General features: G+C 62.3%; 14 protein-coding genes. 3 read left to right on the top strand and 11 right to left on the bottom strand.

All coding sequences use genetic code 11. The annotated features are described in order from the left end of the window. Positions 1-57 precede the first annotated feature (57 nt). On the top strand, positions 58-1269 hold the full coding sequence (locus tag PQR08_RS10810; protein ID WP_250486450.1) for a GDSL-type esterase/lipase family protein: 1212 nt from the start codon (positions 58-60) through the stop codon (positions 1267-1269). A 70-nt stretch (positions 1270-1339) separates the two neighbouring features. Here PQR08_RS10810 and PQR08_RS10805 read toward each other — a convergent pair whose 3' ends face one another. After that, positions 1340-2548, bottom strand: a complete 1209-nt coding sequence (locus tag PQR08_RS10805; RefSeq protein WP_250486449.1) for a hypothetical protein — start codon at positions 2546-2548, stop codon at positions 1340-1342. Between the two features lie 1092 nt (positions 2549-3640). On the opposite strand from PQR08_RS10805, the gene PQR08_RS10800 reads away from it, so the two are divergent. After that, complete coding sequence (locus PQR08_RS10800) at positions 3641-4204, top strand: serine O-acetyltransferase (RefSeq protein ID WP_187606933.1); 564 nt, start codon at positions 3641-3643, stop codon at positions 4202-4204. Between the two features lie 209 nt (positions 4205-4413). After that, positions 4414-5799: a murein biosynthesis integral membrane protein MurJ gene (gene murJ, locus PQR08_RS10795; RefSeq protein WP_250486448.1), complete on the top strand. Its 1386-nt coding sequence runs from the start codon at positions 4414-4416 to the stop codon at positions 5797-5799. Between the two features lie 49 nt (positions 5800-5848). Here the strand turns inward: murJ and PQR08_RS10790 are convergent, their stop codons facing one another. The 10 genes from PQR08_RS10790 to PQR08_RS10745 form a co-directional block, all read right to left on the bottom strand. Further along, positions 5849-7783 (bottom strand): acyltransferase family protein, encoded by a 1935-nt coding sequence (locus tag PQR08_RS10790; protein WP_250486447.1) that lies wholly within the window; start codon positions 7781-7783, stop codon positions 5849-5851. A 123-nt stretch (positions 7784-7906) separates the two neighbouring features. Continuing rightward, positions 7907-8917 (bottom strand): polysaccharide deacetylase family protein, encoded by a 1011-nt coding sequence (locus PQR08_RS10785; RefSeq protein ID WP_250486446.1) that lies wholly within the window; start codon positions 8915-8917, stop codon positions 7907-7909. A 5-nt stretch (positions 8918-8922) separates the two neighbouring features. Continuing rightward, positions 8923-10005, bottom strand: coding sequence for a hypothetical protein (locus PQR08_RS10780; protein WP_250486445.1), 1083 nt, complete (start codon positions 10003-10005; stop codon positions 8923-8925). 47 nt (positions 10006-10052) lie between these two features. Next, entirely contained in the window at positions 10053-11072 is a 1020-nt protein-coding gene (locus PQR08_RS10775; RefSeq protein ID WP_250486444.1) for a hypothetical protein, read from the bottom strand. Continuing rightward, complete coding sequence (locus PQR08_RS10770) at positions 11072-12235, bottom strand: glycosyltransferase family 4 protein (protein ID WP_250486443.1); 1164 nt, start codon at positions 12233-12235, stop codon at positions 11072-11074. The genes PQR08_RS10775 and PQR08_RS10770 overlap by 1 nt, the downstream gene beginning before the upstream one ends. 10 nt (positions 12236-12245) lie before the next feature. After that, entirely contained in the window at positions 12246-13412 is a 1167-nt protein-coding gene (locus PQR08_RS10765; protein WP_250486442.1) for a glycosyltransferase family 4 protein, read from the bottom strand. After that, positions 13409-14482 (bottom strand): SDR family oxidoreductase, encoded by a 1074-nt coding sequence (locus PQR08_RS10760; RefSeq protein WP_250486441.1) that lies wholly within the window; start codon positions 14480-14482, stop codon positions 13409-13411. Before PQR08_RS10760 ends, PQR08_RS10765 begins: the two co-directional genes overlap by 4 nt. Continuing rightward, positions 14475-15686 carry a glycosyltransferase family 4 protein gene (locus tag PQR08_RS10755; protein WP_250486440.1) on the bottom strand — a complete coding sequence of 404 codons (1212 nt, stop codon included), beginning with the start codon at positions 15684-15686 and terminating at the stop codon, positions 14475-14477. Before PQR08_RS10755 ends, PQR08_RS10760 begins: the two co-directional genes overlap by 8 nt. Before the next feature lie 115 nt (positions 15687-15801). Next, entirely contained in the window at positions 15802-17079 is a 1278-nt protein-coding gene (gene tviB / locus PQR08_RS10750) for a Vi polysaccharide biosynthesis UDP-N-acetylglucosamine C-6 dehydrogenase TviB (protein WP_187606941.1), read from the bottom strand. A 94-nt stretch (positions 17080-17173) separates the two neighbouring features. After that, positions 17174-19414 carry a polysaccharide biosynthesis tyrosine autokinase gene (locus PQR08_RS10745; RefSeq protein ID WP_187606942.1) on the bottom strand — a complete coding sequence of 747 codons (2241 nt, stop codon included), beginning with the start codon at positions 19412-19414 and terminating at the stop codon, positions 17174-17176. Positions 19415-19678 lie beyond the last annotated feature (264 nt).

The following is a 19678-nucleotide window of genomic DNA, read 5'->3' as shown; positions in this document are numbered from 1 at the left end:
ACGTCCCCATGTCACGCGATACGTCCTTTCCATGCCCGGCTGGTTTCGGAGAACGAGTTGAACAAGCAATTTCCCCGCGTCAAGCGAGCCCTCGTGGCCACCGCGCTCGTCCTGCCGCTTTCGTCGTCCAGTTTTGCCCAGAGCATCAGCGCGACCCTGCCGTGGACCGGCACGTGGAGCACCGCGCCGATGGCCACTCGCGACGGCGGCTTCAATAATCAGACGATCCGGCAGATCGTGCACACGAGCATCGGCGGAACGGCCGTCGGCGTGCAGTTCTCGAATCTGTATGGCAGCGATCCGCTCGTGATTGGCGACGTGCGTGTCGCGCTAAGGGCGAGCGGCCAGCGCACCGTACCCGGCACCGACAAGGCCGTCACCTTCGACGGGCAGCCCTTCGTCACGATCCCGCCAGGCCGCGTGATGATGAGCGACCCGGTCGCGTTTCAGGTGCCGGCGCTCACGGATATCGTCGTCAGCGCCTATCTGCCGCAGCAGACGCCGAGCGGAACGACCGGTCACGTGGACGCGCTTCAGGACGTGTACATCGCACCCGGCGACGTCAGCGCCGACCCGAACTTCACGGGCGGCGTCGTCAACGCACTCGGCGAGCAGTCTTATTACTACCTCACCGACGTCGTCGTGCAAAACGCCAGTGCGACGGGCGCCGTCGTCGCGTTCGGCGCATCGATCACAGAAGGCGTCGCGTCGCAGCCGAACACCAACGGCCGCTGGTCGAACCTGCTTGCCGCGCGCCTTCAGCAAGCCGGCATGACGGTCGGCGTGCTCAACCAGGGCATTTCCGGCAATGACTTCTTCACGAACGGTTCCGGCGAGGCCGGTCTCACGCGCTTCCAGCGCGACGTGCTCGACCAGTACAACGTGAAGTGGGTGATCATTTCCGACGACGCGGTCAACAATCTGATCGGTGGCGCGCCGCCGACAGCGGCCCGTCTGAACAGCGCGTTCAGCGAGCTCGCGCAGAGCGCGCACGCGGCGGGCGTCGGCGTGATCTGCTCGACGCTCACGCCGTTCGAGGGCGTGTCGTCGTGGACGCCCGACATCGAAGCGACGCGCGCGGCGGTGAACGCATTCGTCGCCAGCGCCGACAGCGGCTGCGACGCCGTGCTCGATCAGGCCGCCGCGATCGGCGATCCTTCCAATCCGCCCGTCATACTCGGCGCGTACGACAGTGGCGACAACCTGCATCCGAATCAGGCCGGGATGCAGGCCATCGCCAATTCCGTGAATCTGGGCTGGTTCAAGTAGGCGGCGCGAAAACGCAAAAACGCCATGCGAAAGATGCTCCTTTCGCATGGCGTTGTTCTTTCGCCGTCGATTACGACTTGACGATCGTCGGGTTCTGCACGTTGATGCGCGGACCCGCGTTGTCCCACTGCTCGACGATCAGCGGGTACTTCCACTTCGGATTCGTGCTGCTGATCTGGCCGTTCACGATGTAGCCGTCGAGCGACAGACCCTGAACCGCGAACGAACCGCCCGGGCTCGTCGTGTCGACGTGGTTGTTGATCGCGATCGTGACCGTCTTGCTGATCGGACCCGGCAGCGAGCCGAACCACACGTTGATGCCGCCGCCCTTGCAGTTCGCGGTTGTCGGGCTGTTGATCGTGATGGTCTTGAACACGGCCGAGTTGTCGTTCGGTTCGAAGTCGAGACCGCACGCCGGCGCCGTGCCGTTGATGTTCTGCCACACCGGGCTGTTGAACGTGATCGTGTCGCCCGAGATGATCGACACGCCCTGGCGACGGCAGCCGTCGGCCTTGTGGTTGTCGACCGTCAGGTTGTACGTCGGGGTGTTCTTCTTGGTCTGGCTATCGTTGATGTAGATGCCGTCGCCCCACGTGTTGATCGTGGTCGGCGCGACCAGATGCACGTTCGTCGCGCCCATGATCGTGAAGCCCATGCCGTGCTCGCCGCCCGACGCCGAGTTCAGTTCCTTGCTGCCGTCGAGGTACGCGTTTTCGACGATGACGTTGTTCACGTCGACGATACGCATCATCTGATAGATGTCGGCGTTGTGCGCGAGCAGCTTGATGGAAGCGCCCGACGCGAAACGGATGTGGCTGTTCGTGCGCAGCGTGAGACCGGTCGTGTCGATGCGGACCTGGCCGGAGATCAGCAGGATCTGGCCGACCGAACCGTCGATGGCGGCTTGCAGCGCGGCGCGGTCGTTGGTCTTGCCATCGGCCTTCACGCCGAACGACGAAGCGGCGATGGTGCCGGCGGTGTTATCGGCCGCGGCGGACGTCGAGCTTGCCGGTGCAGCAGGGCTGGCGGGAGCCGCCGCGCTGGCGGGCGCCGCGGAAGAGGCCGAGCTCGCGGGCGTCGCCGTCGAGGCGCCACCGTTGTTGTTCCTTCTTCTCCAGCGATCGGCAACAGAATCAGCCGCGCCGCCGTCGCTGCCACCGCCGCATGCGGCGAGCACGAACGCGCCGCTGCCCGCGATGAGCGAGGTCAGCAGCTTGCGACGGGTTGCGATACGGGTGTTGTCTGCCTGGTTGTCTGCCTGAGTGAGGTTCGGAAGCATTGTCTTTCCAATAGGTCGTACGTTATCTACGGGCGAACCGGTTCCTGCAACATCGGTCGCACGCAACGTTTCTTTATGGGCAATGAGATGACCGACGCGAATAGAGCAGGCGCAAACGATTGCGCCGCCCAGCGCTCGACAGCCGCACACGGCGACTCCGAAAGGCATCTCGGCGAAAAACAGTTTCGACTTCGGGATTGAGGAACCAGATATTCCGGAAAACCTGACCAGCCCATGCTCGAACGATCCGGGTACGGCCCGTCGAAGCACTGAAGTCTGACGGCAGTAATTACCGTCTTTTATTAATACTACAGATTGCTACAGAGTATTCCTACCCGTTACTTGTAACAGAATGTACGCTTGTAACTATTCCTTTTATTTTTTCGACGCTTTATCGCGGCGTATTTTCTGTTTCATTCTTCCGGGAGTGAAATGAACTACGCCGGTTTTAATGTTAATACCGTATATGAATAACACCACTTTAATCCACATTCGATAAGACGATTAATATTCATATGAACATTCGATTTTAAGTACACGAACGTTCACGCGAAGACCCCGTGTCAGGTCCTCGCGGGAGGCCATACAAGGCCTGACGGAGCGCCTTTCGTATGCCGAAACGATCATCAATAGGCTGATTATTTCGCTTCATTTACCGCTCATGCCGCGGACAATTCTCATTTAGCGGCTTCGATTTACCGTCTTCACCACCCCGCATATGCAAAAATTACAAAATGAAAGTGACTTTTTCTACTTTTCGACTGAGGAATCAGATTTTGTAAGCGTGGGCTGCAAACTTTTTTTCGATTAAAAAACGAAAGACCCTACGGTGAATACCCCTATCGGGTTTATACCAAGTTACCCTGCTTCTTCTCGTTTTCCCATGTCGGCTGGGCTTGCGCCAGATCTCTAATAATCTGATTAAATAAAATCGCGATATTCAGCAGACAAAATAGATGAAATCGGAAATCCTTTCCGTTGCGAAACAGTCCAGTGTTTCATTGCGCACTGAACTCGATGGCCGCAATCCCTAGTCTTAAGGTCGGGTCGAAACCGCCCCAAGCGTCCACGCAACCAAAAAGACACGCTGCAATGAAGACCTTCGATCTGATCAAAAGCGATCTCTACCGCTACAGCGGCGAGTACAGCTTCATGCTCCTCCTCGAGCAACTGGTGTTGAACGAAGGGTTCAACTACATGTTCTGGCTGCGGCTGGCGAGCGCCGCCTCGTCCCGGCCGGTGCGGCTCGTGCTCAACCATGTCATCCGCCTGAAGCAGCGCAGGTTCGGCTTCGTGATCAGCCCGCGCACGAAGATCGGGCCGGGCTTCTACATCAGCCACGTCGGCTCGCTCGTGGTAAATCCGACCGCGGTCATCGGCGCGAACTGCAACATCTCGCAGGGCGTGACGATCGGATCGAACCACGGCAAGGCGGCGACGATCGGTAACAACGTATATATCGGGCCGAACGTGTGCATCGTCGAGGACGTGACCATCGGCGATAACGTCACGATCGGCGCGGGCAGCGTCGTGACCCGCGACATTCCGCCGAACGTGACGGTGGCCGGATGCCCGGCGCGGATTCTGACGGACGATGCATCGCTCCACCGCGCGGCGCGCTACATCATGCGACCCTGGGCGGAACACTCATCGTAAGAAATACCTCTTCCACGCGTTTTCCCTGAAGACAGCACGCGCCGCCATCGGCGTTGCCGGGTGCCTTGGCGAACAGTCGAGGCGCCCGTTTTCGTGCATGCTCGTCACTCTCACGCGAAAGCCGCTGGCCTTCGCGTATCCGATCGCATGGCGATTTCGACCCGACGTCCGGCCACGCGACGAAAGGCTCCAACGCAGGAGGAGTACACGTGCTGAGCGCAGCTGTGCAATCGGTAAGACGACGTCTCGGCGGCGTGCATCAGGATCACAAGCGAATCGCGAGAAGCGCGGTCGTCCTGCTGATATTCGTGATCGCCGGGAAATGCATCGGCGCATCGAAGGAAATGGCGATCGCGTATCGCTACGGGATCAGCGGCACCGTCGACGCCTATCAGTTCGCGCTCACGCTCGTCACCTGGCTGCCTACGATGCTCACGAACGTGCTCGCCGTGCTGCTCGTTCCTGCGCTCGTGTCGCTCAAGGAAGACAAGTCACAACGCGACGGCTTTCTCGGCGAGCTCGAAGGCATCGGGCTCGTCATCGGCCTCTCGTCCTCTCTCCTGCTCTGGCTGTTCTGGCCTTATCTCGCGGATGTCATCGCGGGCAGTCTCGCGGAATCGACGCGCGACATGTGCCGGGCGATGATCATCAGCATGACGCCGGTCGGCCTCTTGACCTTCACGATCTGCATTTCTTCCTCACGTCTGCAGGCTTCGGGCAAGCACATCAATACGTTGCTGGAATGCGTGCCGGCCATCGGCCTCCTGGTCTTCGTGCTCGCCGCGCGCAACAACACGTCGATCACGCCGCTCGTGCTGGGCACGTCGCTCGGCTTCGTGGTGCAGGCCGCGTGGCTGCGCGTGCTCGCCAAACGCGCCGACGCGATGCCCGTGCTGCCGCGCGTCTCGGCACGCGCGAAGCAATGGCCGTCGACGATCCGCTCGATGGGCATGCTCACGATCGGCTCGGTCGTGGCGAGTCTCTGGCTTCCCATCGATCAATATTTCATGGCGCAGCAAGGCGACGGCGCCATCGCGACGCTCGGCTACGCGAACCGGCTGCTCTCGCTCGTGCTCAGCATGGGCGCGCTCGCGATCACGCGGGCGACCTTGCCGATCCTCGCGGAGATTCTTCATCGCGGCGATCATGCACGCGCGCGCAGCACCGCGCTGAAGTGGTCGGGCATCATGACGATGCTCGGTCTCGTCGGCGGACTCTTCGCGTACGCGCTCGCGCCGTATGTGGTCAAGCTGCTGTTCCAGAAGGGCGCCTTCACGCCCGAGGACACGATCGCGGTCACCACGCTCTTTCGCTACGGGCTGCTGCAGGTGCCGTTCTACTTCGGCATGTGCGTGCTCGTGCAGTTGTTCGCGAGCGAAACGCGCTATCGGGCCATCTCCGTCATTTCGCTGATCGGCTTCGCGGCCAAGATCATCGGCAATGTCATTCTCGTGCGTCTCTACGGCGCTCAGGGCGTGCTGCTCGCAACCGGCATCGGCGCAATCTCCGTGCTCGCGTGCTACATCTTCTGGACGCGCTTCGCGCCGCCCTTCACCGGTAACGGTCCGACACCCGATACCGCTACGCCCCAATGAGACACGGCCTCCCGAGGGAGGCCGCGCGCTCGCATCATCCTGCTGTCTCTCAGCTCTGCTCGAAGACCCGCCGGAACATCGGCACGAGGAAGCGGTTGCCGTATTCGCTCATGTGGTGGTAGTCGGAATAGAGCGGCCGACCGTCGTGCGAGCCCATGCATTTGCCGTCCGGGCACAGGAACGGGCGCGGGTCGAGCAGATGGATGCCGCATTGGTCGTGCGCCTGACGCATCGCCTGCAGCAAGCCGCCGTTGCGCTGGGCGTAATCGGACAGCGTGATCGACAGATCGGGCGCGTGCGGGTCCTTCATCTTCTCGCGCGCGAGCATCAGTGGAACATTGAAGTCGAACTCCGGAATCGGCTCCACCAGATAGACCGGCCGGATCTTCGAGATGCGGCAGACCGTCGAGAGCAAGTGCTCGCGATACCGCTCGGTGGAAAACGGCGCGGGCGTCTGCGCGGGCTGCTCGGGATTGACGAACGCGAACTCATCCATCGTCGGACCCGACCAGTACTGCGACCAGTGATTGGCGATGATCACGGGCGTCTTCGCGGTCTCGTCGCGGCTCAGGATGTCGATGTACTTGCGGTCCTGATCGAAGCAATCGCCGTTGCCGCGACGGATGCCGTAGATCGTCGGACAGCCTTCGATCGTGATCAGCAGGACATCATCCGGCTTGCCGTTGGGCACCGCATCGACGACCGCTTCGGCGATGGCCTCCGCGTGACTGTCGCCGAGGACCACCACGCGGCTATCCTTCTGCTTGTTCGCGACGTCGCATGGATCGATCATCATGTGACACTTCGTGCGGTGCGGATTCGTGTCGTAGGTCTCGCTATCGGCGATGAACACCGAACGGTCGAAGCGATTCGGTACGCCCTGGCTCGCATAGATGCTGCCGCCGCCGACAGCGAGCAGCAGCGTGAACGCGAGAATCGGACGCAGCGTGATGAACCTCGGGAACGCGCGCGGCTCGCCTCGCGATGGCTTTCTCGTCTTAGACTCGACGAGCGCATACGAGATATATCCCATCGCGAAGCCGCCCGCGATGGCGCCCACGCGCCAGGGCAGCGAGCCGTCCTTGTCGAAGTACGTGAGCGCAACGACGAACGGCCAGTGCCAGAGATAGACCGAATACGAAATCTTGCCGATGAATTGCGCAAGCGGATTGCACGTGAAAATCGAATGCTTGCGCGCCGCGAGAAGCACGAGCGCCGTACCGAGAACCGGCACGAGCGCGAGATAGCCGGGCCACGCGTTGCTTTCGTTGAAGGTGAGCGCGCCGTACACGATCATCGCGAGACCGGCGAATTCGATCGTCCGGCGAACGGACCTGCGCGGCGTCACCGGGAACAGGTACACGAGACCGCCCGCGAGCATCTCCCATGCGCGCGTCGGCAGCAGGAAGAACGCGGCCGTCGGCCATTTAGTCGGATCGGAGAGATAGACGCACACCGCAAGCGACGCGAGCGCGACGCCGATCAGCGCGATCACCGTCCCACGTTGCCCAACGAGCTTGCGCACGAGCAGAATGCCGAGCGGATACAGCAGATAGAACTGCCATTCGACGGAAAGCGACCACGTATGCAACAGCCATTTCAGATGCGAGCGGACATCGAAGTAACCCGCCTCACGCCAATAAACGATATTGGAAAAGAACCCGAGGCTCGATCCCGCCGCCTTGCCGTACGCGCGAAACTCGGAAGGCAGGAACACGAGCCAGCCGAGCACGCCGAGTGCGAAGCAGAGAAACGCGAGCGCGGGAATAATGCGCCGCGCGCGATCGGCATAGAACTCGAGCACCGAGAACCTGCCCTTCTCCATGCGCCTGAAGATGATGCTCGTCATCAGGTAGCCTGAAATCACGAAGAACACGTCGACGCCGAGATAGCCGCCCTTGAAGCCGGGCACATCGAAGTGAAAAAGGACGACCGCGAGAACCGCGAACGCGCGCAAGCCGTTTATGTCGTTACGGAAATTCATCGCACTTCCCCCTTTGTTCTTATCCCGCGAACGCGCCGACGCACTGCAATGGCCATCGCCAATGCAGCGCACCCGCGGTACGCGGTGGTTTTCTAGTGTCTTGTTACCGTCTTTCGTACTTCGTCAAACGAACAGCCCGAACTCCATCTCCGCAAGCCTGCTCTCTTCCGATTGCGTCGCCCGCGCGACTTCTGCCATGGTCGCGGGCTGCACACCGTAGGTGTCTCTCAGATGCGCATGATGCTTGAGCACCGCTTCGAGCACCGCGAGGTTTTCAGCGAGATTCGCGCCGAAGTTATGCGGATGCCACCACAGGTGAAACGAGCGTCCCGTGCGCGCCGCCGAAGTCATCGACTGCTTGATCCGATGGATGCGCAGCCATTCGAGCGCCCGCTTGTTGCGCGCATACGGACGCAGGAAGCGGCTGGAGCGCACGTCGACGAGCCCGCGCGAAGGGCGCGGATCGAAGGCGTGATCGCCTGAGAGATTGACATAGGCATCGGCGAGACGCGCCGCGCGACGCAGCGCAGCTTCGTCGGCGCGCGATGTTTCGCGATACATCCAGTTGCGCTCGGTGCCCCGGTACGCGATCAGCCCCTCCTGCGCGCAAACCGATAGATACGCGTTGTTCACCTGATTGCGCGGAAACACGATGCTCGCGGGCGGATCGGCGAGACGCCGGATCGCCGCGACGGACGCGTGCATGTCGGCGGCGAATTGCGCCTTGTCCTGCCCCGCTTCGAGACAGTAGTAATGACAGAACGTGTGACTCGCGAGCTCGCTGCCTTCCGTATCGACGATCTGCCGCGCAAGCGAAAGGCCGTAATGGTACGGATCGCTCTTCTCGTCCGCGCCGATCGAATCGAGATAACCGTTCGTGTAAGGGCTCAGTTTCGCATCGGTATAAGTCGGCCGGACATCGGGCAGATTCGCGAGCAGATCCTTCTTGTTATCGAAGAGCAGCATGCCGACGGTCGCCCATGTCGCCTTCACGCGATACTTCGTGAACATCGCGAGCATGGCCGGAATCGCCTCGCGCACGCCGAGGATATTCTTGCCGTACGTAGCGATCGTGCGATGGTCACGCACGCCCCACATCAATTCGAAATCGAGTGAAATCAGGAAGTAGGACATCGTCGTCAGGGCATCAGGAAGTAGTGATAGACGCCTTCGAAATAACTCTTCGTTGCGTCGGCGGCGACCGCCACGAACACGCCGAAGGTGATGACGAGAACGGCCGCGTTCTTGAACTTGATCTCCGGCGCGAGGAACGGCAGGAGCAAGGGCACGCAATACCAGACGCGGCCTTTCGCGAACGGAAACACGAAGAACGCGACGACGAGATAAACGAACAGGCCGAAATGCATGATCGACAGACGCGTGTAGTTGATCTCGCGCTTCGTTTCAGGCGAGCGCCACGTCGAGTACAGCACCATGATCGACGCCATCGTGTAGAAGAACAGCAGCGCCAGCAGCTTGATCGTGAAGTTCTCCTGATAACCGGTGTATTCGTCGATGCGGCGTCCGCCGTAGGTCGCGAACAGGAACTTCGCCGCCGACGCCAGCACGATCGCCGTCACGCTGACCACGATGAGCGAGCGCTTCTTCTCGCCGCCGAACCCCGCGGCAAGAAGAAGCGCGGTCGGCACCGCGAAGGTCGTATGCACGAAGCTCGCGAGACCCATGCCGAGCGTCGGGCGGTTGAAGCGGCAGGCGAACAGCATCGCGATCGCGAGCCCGAAGCCCTGGCGGATCTGGAACAGTCCGACGGTCGCGAGCGCGTAGGGAATGACGAGCCACAAGAGCAGGCCGATCAGCGGCCGCCGCGTCTGCAGCAGCGAATACATCACGATCAGGTTGAGCAGCACCACCGTCGTGCGAATGCCGCCTTCGGGCGTCACGCCGAACGCGTTGAGCAGAATGACCCACGAGCGCCATCCGAGCTCCTCGGTGATCAGGCTGATGAGAAAGCCCATGTCCGACTCGCGGTTCTGATAGAACTGCACGAGCCAGTGCCAGTCCGTCGAGCGGAAGTACTGGATGTACGCTTCCTGGTCGAAGATCAGCCCGACGCTGCGCTCGCGAAACGCGACGATCGAAATCGCGGCGGTCGCCAGCACCAGGAACGCCCATCCGGAGGGCGTCATGAAGTACGCGAATCCGCGTATCCGCTTCGCGGGTGCAACTTGCTGCGCGGTGTTGTCCATTGTCGTTGATTGCATCGTATTGGCCTTGTTCCGCTTTAGTTATTGTCCTTGGGCGCGGGCTGTCATGGCACGAGCCTCAGGTTGGTGACGACGATCTTCGGTCCCGCCTTGTCGTAATCGATGCTCTCGACGGTGGAAAGCCGCGGGCTGACCCATGTCGGCGAATGGCTGGCGATCTGCCCGGATACCTTGCGCCCGTTCAGCTTGAGCGCCGACACCGCGAACGCCGCATCGCTCGCGCCTTCGTCGCGATGATTGGTGATGCCGATATCGATATGCTTGGGCATCGGCCCGACGATCTCCTCCAGCCAGACGATGATGCCGTACCTGCACTTGCGCGTCGTCGGATTGACGATGCGGATGTTCTCGAGAATGTCCGCGTTGCTGTTCGGCTCCGCGTCCAGCCCCGCTTCCGGCTGCGTGCCGCCGATGTTCTCCCACAGCGGATTTTCGAACACGATATTGCGTCCGCTGATGATCGACACACCCTGTCTGCGGCAGCGGTCCGCATGATGATTCACCACGCGAATGCCGCTGCTGTACTTGAATCCGACGTTGTAGCTGTTCGCGATATAGATGCCATCGCCCCAGCATCCGACCGTCTTCGGCGAGATGAGCGTCACCTCGGTGCTGCCCGCGATCGAAAAGCCCATGCCGTGGCCGTTCTCGCGCAGCTCCGGCTTGGCGGCGTTCAGTTCCTTGCTGCCGTCGAGCACCGCGTTCTCGACGAGCACGTTGTTCACGTCCCAGATGCGAAAGATCGAATAGAACGACGTGTCGTGCGGCAACAGCTTGATCGACGCGCCCGGCGCGAAACGCACGTGACTGTTGCGACGCAGATTGAGCCCCTTCTCGTCGATGCGGCACCGGCCCGTGATCAACAGCGTCTGATCGACGGACCGGTCGATGGCCGTTTGCAGCGCCACGCGATCATTGGTCTTGCCATCGCCCTTCACGCCGAACGACTTGTCGGTGACGACGTCGCGCCGCTCGGCCGCGCGCGCGTTCAGGCCGAGCGCGCCCGACCCGCCGGCCACGGCGCCCATCAGCAGCGAGTGGATCACGCGTCGCCGGTCGACCATTACGCTTTCTCTCCCGTGATCGTGCGCCGATAAGCCGTGCTCTTGCTTTCGTCGCCACGCGAGCGCGCGCCGAGTTGCGCGAAGATGGCGTCCCACTGGCGCAGGATCGCCGGCGACGAGTAGCGTTGCCGCACCGAAGCCGCAGCCTTGCGTCCGAGTTCGACGCGCAGCGCTTCGTCCGACATCACGCGGCGCAGCGCATCGATCAGCGCGGCCTTGTCGCCGGGAGGCACGAGCACGCCGTCCTGACCGTCGCGCGTCAGTTCGCGCGGGCCGCTCTTGCAGTCGAACGCGACGGTCGCAAGTCCGAGCGCCATGCCTTCGAGCATCGCCATCGGCAGACCTTCATAACGCGACGACAGCACGAACGTATCCGAGCGCGCCATTTCTTCCCAGGGACTCGTGGTCTTGCCCGGCATTAGCACGCGTTCGCCCATTTGCAACTGCGCGACCTGCGCTTCGAGCACGGCGCGTTCCGGGCCTTCGCCCCAGATCCACAGGTCCCAGTCGGGAAACTCGGGCGCGAGCGTCGCGAACACGTCGATCAGCAAATCGAACTGCTTCTGCGTGTTGAGACGCCCAACCGCGACGAGGCGCTTGCGGGCGCTCTTTTCGATGGTCTCGGGCTGCAACAGCAACAACTCGTCCGGCAGCGGATTGGGCACCACTTCGATGCGCTTCACCCGCGGCACCATCTTTCTGAACGATGCCTCCATGTTGTCCGTGAGCAGCGTGAGCAGATCCGCGCTCGGATAGACGAAGCGGCACATCTGACTCATGAGCTGCGAGCGGCCATCGGCGGAAGGGTCGATGTGCTCGCACGCGATCACCGGAACGCCCAGCCCGCGCGTGGCGAGAATCGTCGTGATGTTCACGTTCGAGAGGAACGACACGACGACATCCGGCGCGCTCTCGCGGATCAGCCCGCGCAACGCCCGAAAGCGCGCGGGATATTGCAGCATGCGCGCGCCGGCCTTCACGCGATCGGCGAGAAAGATGCAGCGCACGTTTTCGGCGAGCGGATAGAAGCACGCGCCGCGGCCGCTGTACGTGATCACGAGCGTCACGGTGTCGCCGCGTTGCGCCCATGCATTGACGAGCGAAGCCGCGACGCGCTCGGCGCCGCCGCTTCCCATCGAACTGACGACGAGCATGATTTTCATCGTTGGCTCCTCATCGTTCGACAACGGGCACGCGCAGGTCCGCGCGCAGCGGAACCTTCACGCCGGACTCTTCGAACACCTCCTGCCACAGCGCGATGGTCTTCGGCAGCGCGAACGTGTCGTTGACCGAGGTCGCGCACAGCGCCATGCGATGACGCTCGGCGTCGTCCCGCATCAGCGTTTCGAGCGACTTCGCGAGCGCATTGGAATCGCCGACGGGATTCACGAGCAGGCCGTTCGTGCCGTGCGTGACGATCACGCGCGGCCCGGAATCGCAGTCGTAGCTCACGGCCGCGCAACCGCTCGCCATCGCTTCGACGAGCGTCATCGAGAAGCCTTCGAAGTGCGAGCTCAACACGTAAAGATCTGCGCGCTCGTACCAGTCCGCGACGTTTCCCGCGCGGCCCGGCAGGAACACGCGGCCATGCAGCTTCGCCTCCTCGACGCGCCGTTCGAGGCTCGCGCGCGCAAGACCTTCGCCGACGATCACGAGGTCCCATTGCGGCAGCGAGCCGGCGATTTTCCTGAACGCGTCGATGAGACTGTCGAAGCCCTTTTCCGGCGACAGCCGGCCGACTGCGAGCAACACACGCCGCTCGTCGCCGACGACACTGCGCGGCTCGATCATCGGATTCGTTTTCGCGATCGGCAGCGTGAACGGCGGCGGAATCACTTTCACGTCGGTGCAGCGGCAATGCGTTTCGATCCATTCGCGGGTTTCGTCGGTGAGCGCGACGACCTTGTCCGCGAAGCGATACGTGAGAAGCCGCAGACGTTCCCAGAACGGCGTGAGCGGCGCTCTCGGCGGATGCGTGTGTTCGCTCGCGATGATCTTGTACGGCAAGCCGATGCCCGCGAGGACGGCGAGCACGTTGGCGGTCGCCATGACGCCGAGCGCGACCGTCGGCTTCGTCTCGCGCAGCACCTTGCGGAAGGCGAGCACGCGCTTCAGGTTCGACAGCGCCGTGCGCAGCAAGCCGCCGCCTTCGACGCCGCCCGCAAGCCCCAGCTCGATGCGCTTCACGCCCGGATGGAACGGATAGACGTCGCCTTCACCGGCTGTCAGCGTGACGACGGTCACTTCCCAGCCGAGCGCCGCCCACTCGTTCGCGAGATTGGCGGTGACGCGCTCCGCGCCGCCGCCGTGCATCGAGTAGATGAAAACGACGATCTTCATGCGGTCCTCGTCGCCATTTCGGCTTCGACCGGCTCCAGCCGCCGTCCGGAAAGGAAGCGGATGTACCAGGGCATCGCGATCGCGAGACCGTCGGCGAGCGCAATGGCGTTCGCGTAGCCGAGCAACTGCGCGGCCTTGTCGACGTTGGCCTGCGAATGGCGCACATCGCCGGCGCGAAACGGCGCGTACACCGGGCTGCCGTCGTTCAGCACGCCGTTCTCGGCGAGCACGCGCTTGAGGCCGTCATAGAGCTGATTGAGCGTCGTGCGATCGCCGACCGCGACGTTATAGACCTGGTTGCGCGCCTGCTCGTCGGACAGCGCCGCGAGGATGTTCATCTGCACGACGTTGTCGATGAAGCAGAAATCGCGGCTCGTTTCGCCGTCGCCGTTGATGGTCACCTGCTCGTCGTCGATGAGCGCGGCGGTCCACTTCGGAATCACGGCCGCATAGGCGCCGTCCGGGTCCTGGCGCTTGCCGAACACGTTGAAGTAACGCAAGCCGATGGCGTTCAGGCCATACGTGCGCGCGAATACCGATGCGTACAGCTCGTTCGCGTACTTCGTCACCGCGTAGGGCGAAAGCGGCTGGCCGATGCGATCCTCGACTTTCGGCAGGCCCGGATGATCGCCATAAGTCGAGCTCGACGCCGCGTAGGTGAAGCTCTCCACCTTCGCGTCGCGCGCGGCGACGAGCATGTTCAGAAAACCGCTGATGTTCACTTCGTGCGTCGTGATCGGGTCGTTCACGGAACGCGGCACCGAGCCGAGCGCCGCTTCGTGCAGCACGTGGGCGGCGCCCTTCACCGCGGCGCGGCAATCGTCGAGATTGCGGATGTCGCCCTCGATGAAGCTGAAGCGGTCCCATTGCGCGGGCGTCACGAGCGAGCGCACTTCGTCGAGATTGCGCTGATGACCCGTCGCGAAGTTGTCGAGCCCGACCACTTCCTGATCGAGCTTCAAGAGCGCTTCGAGCAAATTCGAGCCGATGAACCCGGCGACGCCGGTGATCAGCCACTTGCGCGGCGTGCGCGTCAGTTGCTGGCGGATCGATTCGTAACGATCAGACATGAAAGTCTCCAAGATTACCGACGGGCGCGGCGTGTTCGCGGCGCTCGCCTTCTATCGCGATCGAGGGCACCAGCTCGCGATACACGGCCAGCGTCTTCTCGATGACGATGCGTTCGTCGAAATTCTTCAGTGCCTTTTCCCGCGCGGCGAGGCCCAGCTTTCTCGCGAGCGCGCGGTCGTCGTCGAGCTGGCGGATCGCGTCGGCGAGCGCGCTGGCATTGCGCACCGGCACCTGCAAGCCATCCACGCCCGACTCGCTGACCACTTCGCGACAACCCGGCGCATCCGTCGTGATCAGCGGCAACGCGCAACCGGCGGCCTCGATCAACGCTTTCGGCAAGCCTTCGCGATAGCTCGGCAGCACCATCACATCCACTTCGGCGAAGAGCTTCGGCATGTCGCTCACATGACCGAGCCATTCGACGAGCCCTTCCTTCACCCAGCCCTGCACCATCGCCGTGCTCACCGACGCCGGATTGCCGTCATCGGGCGAGCCCGCGAGGAGGAAGCGCACGGTGCGATTCTCGCGCCGCAGCATGCGCGCCGCCTCCACATATTCCTCGATGCCCTTGTCCCACACGAGCCGCGCCGCCAGCAGGATGCGCAGCGGCTTGACCGCGTCCTCGGGCGACTCCTCGCGCACCTTGAAGCGCGTCAGATCCACACCCGATCCCTTGATGAGGCGGATCCCCTTCGACTCGACGATGCGCGCGGCTTCGAACAGCTTGATGTCGTCCGGATTCTGCAGGACGAGAATGCTGTCGCGGCCGTTCAGCGCCGTGCGCATCACCTGGCGTACGACCGGCTTCAGGATACGCGCCTTGAGGTCGCGGCTCGTGAAGACGTAGCCCATGCCCGCGACCGCGTTCACGCGCGCGGGGACGCCGGCGAGCTTGCTCGCGAACGAGCCGTACACCGCGCTCTTGATCGTGAAGCCGTGCACGAGCTGCGGCTTTTCGCGCCTGAAGAAGCGCGCGAGCCACAGCACGAGCGCCAGTTCGCGAAGCGGATTCAGGCTGCGACGGTTCATCGGCACCGCGTGCCAGCGAAAACCGAGATCGCGCAGCTTCGGGCCGTATTCGCCGTCCGGTGATAACAGAATGACTTCGAAACCCGCATCGCGCAGTTTGCGAGCGAACGAAAGGCGAAAGTTAAATAGATACCAATCGGTGTTGGCGTACAGAACTACCTTGGGCATCTTCATTGCGAACTCCGAAGGTCCGGTTGACATCGCCGCGGGCAACCCCCGAATTTTCGAGGGCCGAACCGCGGCGATGTTGTGCGACGGCCTGCATCGGCTGACCCGATGCCACCGAGCTTCAGAGACGCATGTCGCTCGCCTCGGCCGGCAGGATGTACTTGAGGTCGCACAGCACGTGCTTCGCCTTGCCGTAGGCGTGGATGCCATCCGCGCCTTCATCGGCGAACTGGCGGTGCGCCACGGCGAGCACGATCGCGTCGTAGACGCCCTTGGCAGGCTGCTCGATCGGATCGATGCCGTACTCGTGATGCGCCTCTTCCTTCGACACCCACGGGTCGTACACGTCAACCTGGACGCCGTATTCCTTGAGGTCGGCGATGATGTCGACCACGCGCGTGTTGCGCAGGTCCGGGCAGTTCTCCTTGAAGGTGAGGCCCATTATCAGTACGCGCGCGCCCGAGATGGCGATTTCGCGCTTGGTCATCGTCTTCACGAGTTGCGAGACGACGTAGTTGCCCATGCTGTCGTTCAGACGGCGCCCGGCAAGAATGATCTCCGGGTGATAGCCGATCGCCTGCGCCTTGTGCGTCAGGTAATACGGGTCCACGCCGATGCAGTGGCCGCCGACGAGGCCCGGGCGGAAAGGGATGAAGTTCCACTTCGTGCCGGCCGCGAGCAGCACCGATTCGGTATCGATATTCATCTTGTTGAAGATGATCGACAGTTCGTTGATGAGCGCGATATTGACGTCGCGCTGCGTGTTCTCGATCACCTTGGCCGCTTCAGCGACACGGATGCTGCTCGCCTTGTGCGTGCCCGCGGTGATGATCCCGCGATACAGCTCGTCGACGAAATCGGCCACTTCGGGCGTCGAGCCGGACGTGACCTTCTTGATGTCCGGCAGACGGTGCGATTTGTCGCCCGGATTGATCCGCTCCGGGCTGTAGCCGACGAAGAAGTCCTCGTTGAACTTCAGGCCCGACATCTTCTCGAGCACGGGCACGCATTCTTCCTCGGTCGCGCCGGGATAAACCGTCGATTCATAGATGACGACATCGCCCTTCTTCAGCACGCTGCCGATGGTCGTCGACGCACCGATCAGCGGCGAGAGGTCCGGACGCTTGTAGTGATCGATCGGCGTCGGCACGGTGGCGATGAAGACCGTGCAGTTGCGCAGATCTTCGACTTCGGCGCTGTACTGCATCAACGTCGCGGAGGCCAGCTCGGCATCGTCGACTTCGAGCGTCACGTCGCGGCCTTCCTTCAGCGCGTTGATGCGCGCGCGGTTGATATCGAAGCCCACGACAGGATGACGCTTGCCAAATTCGACGGCTAGCGGCAGGCCGACATAACCCAGGCCCACGATGCCGAGTTTCAACTCTTGCGGCGAGAACATATTCACTTCTCCTCGTTATACGACTCAGGACGTTTATTTAGTACTACTTTTTGATTCGGGGTCCAGCACGAGTGTATGCCGGATGAGTCAGGCTCTAGCCTTCGTTGTCGGCCTTGTAGGCAGCGTAGGCGTAGCCGCCGTACTGACGCGCCTGGGCGTAGTTGCCGTAATGCACCTTGAAGCCGTTGAGCAGCACGCCGGTCACGCTTGCGCCCGACTGTTCAAGCCGCTTCACGGACTCCGAGATTTCCCCGGAGCGCGTATCCCCATAACGCGCAACCAGGAAGATCGAACCCGCGACGGGCGCCATGATCGCCGTGTCCGACACCGCCAGGATGGCCGGTGCGTCGAGCAGCACGATGTCGTAGTTCTCCGATGCGCGGCTCACCGATTCCGTGAACGCGTTCGACAGAAGCAGTTCGGCCGGGTCCGGCGGATAGAAGCCGCACTGCACGAAGTCGAGGTTGTTCAGCACCGAGCGATGCACGGTTTCTTCGAGCGTGCTGGAGCCGTTGACGATATCCACGAGCCCCTTGCCGCGCGGCAGGCCGAAGTACTGGTTCAGGTGGCCGCGGCGCAGGTCGCAATCGACGAGCAGCACGCGCTTGCCGCCGGCGGCCAGGAGCGTCGCCAGATTCGCCGACACGAACGACTTGCCGATACCCGGCAGCGGACCCGCCAGCATCACGACGTTGTTCGGCGCATCCATCAACGCATAGTGCAGGGACGAGCGCATCATGCGCAGGCCTTCCACGGCCGGGTCCGTCGGATAACGCGAGGCGAGCGCGAGCTGTTCCGGCCGCTTGTCGGCGATACGCTTTGCGAGTTCCTTCTGGCGTTCGCTGTCCGGAATGGTCGCGAATACCGAAAGACCCGTCTTCGATTCCAGTTCCTTCGGATCGAGCACGCCCTTGAACAGGAAGTCGCGAGCGAAAGCCAGCACGATGCCGATGAACAGTCCGATACCTGCCGCGATCACGAGCACCAGCGCCTTGACCGGCTTGACGGGACGCTCGGGCACTTCGGCGCGGTCGAGCAGTTCCACGGTCGGCACGCGGCCAGCCCGGATGAGACGCATCGTTTCGATGTTGTTGCGCAACGCCGAATAGACATCGGTGCTCACACGCACGTCGCGTTGCAGGCGCAGCGCGCCCTGCTCGGCCGCCGGCATCGCCTTGACGCGCGCCGCGAGGTCGTTGATGTACTTCTCGGTCGCCGCGATCTGCTGATCGATCACCACCACGCTCGGATGCGACGGCGAGAAGTGAACGGCCAGGTCCGAACGGCGGCGCTTCAGGTCGAGCAACTGCGCGTCCGCCTGCGAAGCCTGCTGCATGACGATGCGGCCTTCTTCGTCCGGATTGAACATCGTCCGGCTGTTGCGATACGCGTTGTAGTTGTCCTCGGCCGATTCCATCTGACGTTTGGCGTCGGGAAGCTGCTGCTCGAGGTATTCGAGCGACTTCTCGGCGTTGATCCCGCGACGATCGGCGTTCTGCCGGATGTACATCTGCGAGAGTTCGTTGATGGTCGCCGCGACGAGCACCGGGTCCTTGCCTTCCAGCGACGTGCTGATCACGCCCGACTTGTTGCCTTGCTCGGCGATCGTCAGCGAGTTCTGCAGGCGATTGATGGCCGACACGCGTGAATTGCGGGTGAGATCGAACTCGACGCCCTTTTCGCCATGAATGAAACCGACGAGCAGCGAGATCGGGCCTGCTTCAGTGTCGAAGCGCTGCACGGTGCCGGTCTGGCCGCCGACGCCCGTTTCGATGCCCGGGCCGCGAACCTGATACTGGCCGTTGCCGAGATAGCGCAGCGTGTATTCCTGGCCTTCGAACTTCTTCGGCACGTCGAACGCGGACACGTCGATCGATTCGGCGCCCCACGCGTAACCGCCGCGACCGAACAGACCCGGCGTGGACGTTTCGTCGGTGGTACGCGCGATCATCCCGCCGATCAGCGGGAAGCGATGCGGCGCGGCTTGGATATACAGCTTGAGCGCATCGACGACGGGACCGAGCACGAACTTCGAGCCGATGACCTGGATCTCGCCTTCGGCCGTCGCCCGCTGGTCGAACATCGAGGCCGCGGTCCTCACCATGTCGCGTGAGTCGGTCGGCGGCGCGCTGCTCGAGTCGTCGACCCGGACGAGCATGCCTGCCTGATAAATCGGCGCGGAGAAATACGCGTACACCACCCCGATGCTGAAGACGACCGCCACGGTCGTCGCGATCATCTTCCAGTGACGGCCCAGCGTTTCGAGAATCGACGTGAGCTCGATCTCTTTGTCGGTCTCGGCCGTTACGGCTGACGCCTGATTTTTAACTTTCATGGAACGTCTCGTTACAGGCTCTTATGGGACCGGCGCGCGGTATGCGCACCGGATGCGGATCGAAACACTTGCAGCGCACCCAAAAGGGCGCAAACACCATTTCCTTATTCTTGAATTCAGGCCGGCATTCAGGGCCGTTAATATCCCGCCCCGGCATTGCAGTCGTATTGAAACACACGACTCAAAAAAAGAGAAATTCCCACAGACGATTTTTGTTGTTTATCGAACCTTTCAACGCGGCCGAGTGTTCTATAACCCACTTTT

The organism is Caballeronia jiangsuensis, from assembly GCF_046030135.1.
In the GTDB taxonomy this organism is placed as follows: Bacteria; Pseudomonadota; Gammaproteobacteria; order Burkholderiales; family Burkholderiaceae; genus Caballeronia; species Caballeronia jiangsuensis.
The sequence above is the reverse complement of the archived record's forward strand: the minus strand, read 5'-3'. Positions and strand labels throughout refer to the sequence as shown.

Coding starts and splice junctions, on each gene's coding strand:
- PQR08_RS10755 (WP_250486440.1), bottom strand. CDS start 15,686: ATGAAGATGCCCAAGGTAGTTCTGTACGCCAACACCGATTGGTATCTA.
- PQR08_RS10775 (WP_250486444.1), bottom strand. CDS start 11,072: ATGGTCGACCGGCGACGCGTGATCCACTCGCTGCTGATGGGCGCCGTG.
- PQR08_RS10805 (WP_250486449.1), bottom strand. CDS start 2,548: ATGCTTCCGAACCTCACTCAGGCAGACAACCAGGCAGACAACACCCGT.
- tviB (WP_187606941.1), bottom strand. CDS start 17,079: ATGTTCTCGCCGCAAGAGTTGAAACTCGGCATCGTGGGCCTGGGTTAT.
- PQR08_RS10790 (WP_250486447.1), bottom strand. CDS start 7,783: ATGAATTTCCGTAACGACATAAACGGCTTGCGCGCGTTCGCGGTTCTC.
- PQR08_RS10770 (WP_250486443.1), bottom strand. CDS start 12,235: ATGAAAATCATGCTCGTCGTCAGTTCGATGGGAAGCGGCGGCGCCGAG.
- PQR08_RS10760 (WP_250486441.1), bottom strand. CDS start 14,482: ATGTCTGATCGTTACGAATCGATCCGCCAGCAACTGACGCGCACGCCG.
- PQR08_RS10745 (WP_187606942.1), bottom strand. CDS start 19,414: ATGAAAGTTAAAAATCAGGCGTCAGCCGTAACGGCCGAGACCGACAAA.
- PQR08_RS10800 (WP_187606933.1), top strand. CDS start 3,641: ATGAAGACCTTCGATCTGATCAAAAGCGATCTCTACCGCTACAGCGGC.
- PQR08_RS10780 (WP_250486445.1), bottom strand. CDS start 10,005: ATGCAATCAACGACAATGGACAACACCGCGCAGCAAGTTGCACCCGCG.
- PQR08_RS10765 (WP_250486442.1), bottom strand. CDS start 13,412: ATGAAGATCGTCGTTTTCATCTACTCGATGCACGGCGGCGGCGCGGAG.
- PQR08_RS10785 (WP_250486446.1), bottom strand. CDS start 8,917: ATGTCCTACTTCCTGATTTCACTCGATTTCGAATTGATGTGGGGCGTG.